The 1742-nt window shown below is 68.8% G+C and carries 1 protein-coding gene; it reads right to left on the bottom strand.

Annotated elements, in window-relative coordinates; translation table 11 throughout:
• A partial coding sequence (locus tag FOF48_RS37670) for a condensation domain-containing protein (protein ID WP_143909558.1) occupies positions 1-1742 on the bottom strand: 1742 nt, incomplete at both ends.

The following is a 1742-nucleotide window of genomic DNA, read 5'->3' as shown; positions in this document are numbered from 1 at the left end:
GCGCGCAGCACCAGCGTGTTCACGAACACGCCGATGAGGCCTTCCAACTCCGAGCGCGTCCGGCCCGCCATGGGCGAACCCACGCTCACGTCATCCTGACCGGAGTAGCGCGCGAGCACTGTCTGCCAGCCCGCCAGCAGCACCATGAAGAGCGAGGCGCCCTCCAGTTGCCCCAGTGACTTCAACGCCTCGGCCAGCGGCTTCGGCCAGTGGATCGCCTGTCGCGCCCCCTGGAGGCCACGCACCGCGGGCCGGGGCATGTCCGTCATCAGCTCCAACGCGGGCGGCGCGCCCCTCAACTGCTCACGCCAATATCCGAGCTGCCGGACCTGCATGCCTCCCTGGAGCCAGTCGCGCTGCCACACCGCGTAGTCCGCGTACTGGATGGGCAGCTCTGGCAACGGCGACGGGCGCCCCTGGACGAAGGCCCCGTAGAGCACCGCCATCTCCCCCACCAACGCGTCCAGCGACCAACCGTCCGCGACGATGTGGTGCATCACCACCATCATCAGGTGATCCGTCTCACCCGACTTCACCAACATCGCGCGGATCAACGGCCCCCTGATGAGATCGAACGGCCGCTGCGCCTCCCGCTCCAGCAGACGCGATGCATTCGCCTCACGTGCCTCGGAAGGCTCCGCCGTGACGTCGCGCTGCTCAAGCAGCAGCTCTACCCGCGAATGGATGGACTGCACCGGGCCGGAAGGGCCTTCCGCGAAGGTCGTGCGCAGGGATTCATGCCGGCGCATCACCTCTCGCAGTGCACGCTTCAGGACGCCCACGTCCAGGACACCCTCGAGCCGGACCGCGACCGCGACGTTGTACACCGGGCTGCCCGGCTCCAGCCGATCCAGGAACCACAGGCGCTGCTGCGCGAACGACAGCGCCAGAGGTAGCTCGCGAGAAACGCGCGTCAACGCGGGGGCTGACTCCTTGCCTCCACTTCCCAGGCGAGCTGCCAGCGCTTCCACCGTGGTGGCCTCGAAGAGCGCGCGCAGCGGCAGTTCGACGCCCAGCTCCTCGCGAACCCGAGACACCACTCGCATCGCCATCAGCGAGTGCCCTCCCAGCTCGAAGAAGCTGTCCTTCACTCCTACTCGCGGCACCCGCAGCACTTCCGCCCAGATGCTCGCCAGCGCCCCCTCAACCTTGTTTCTCGGCGCCTCGTACTCCCTCGACGCCACCGCCCCCGCCTCCACCTCCGGCAACGCCTTGCGGTCCACCTTCCCGTTCGGCGTCAGCGGCATCGCCTCCAACACCTTCACCACCGGCGGCACCATGTACTCCGGCAGCTTCTCCCTCAGCCGCTCTCGCAGCGCTCCCCCCTCCACCACCTCCCCCGCCTTCGCCACCACGTACCCCACCAGCCTCGCCTCCGCCCCCTCTCCCCTCACCACCACCGCTGCGTCTCGCACTTCCTCCTGCTGCCTCAACACCGCTTCGATTTCACCCAGCTCAATCCGGTACCCGCGCACCTTCACCTGCGTGTCCGCCCGGTTGACGTATTCCAGCCTCCCCTCCCCCTTCCACCTCACCCGGTCCCCCGTCCGGTACATCCGGCTCCCCTCCGGGCCGTACGCCTCCGGGAGGAACTTCTCCGCCGTCAGCTCCGCCCTCCCCAGGTACCCACGCGTCACTCCCTCCCCGCCGATGTACAGCTCTCCTGGCACTCCCTCCGGCACCGGCTGTAGCGCCCCGTCCAGCACGTACACCCGCGTCCCCGCGATGGGCCTCCCGATGGA

Source organism: Corallococcus sp. Z5C101001 (assembly GCF_007352635.1).
Lineage (GTDB): Bacteria > Myxococcota > Myxococcia > Myxococcales > Myxococcaceae > Corallococcus > Corallococcus silvisoli.
This window is presented reverse-complemented; position numbering and strand designations above follow the sequence as displayed.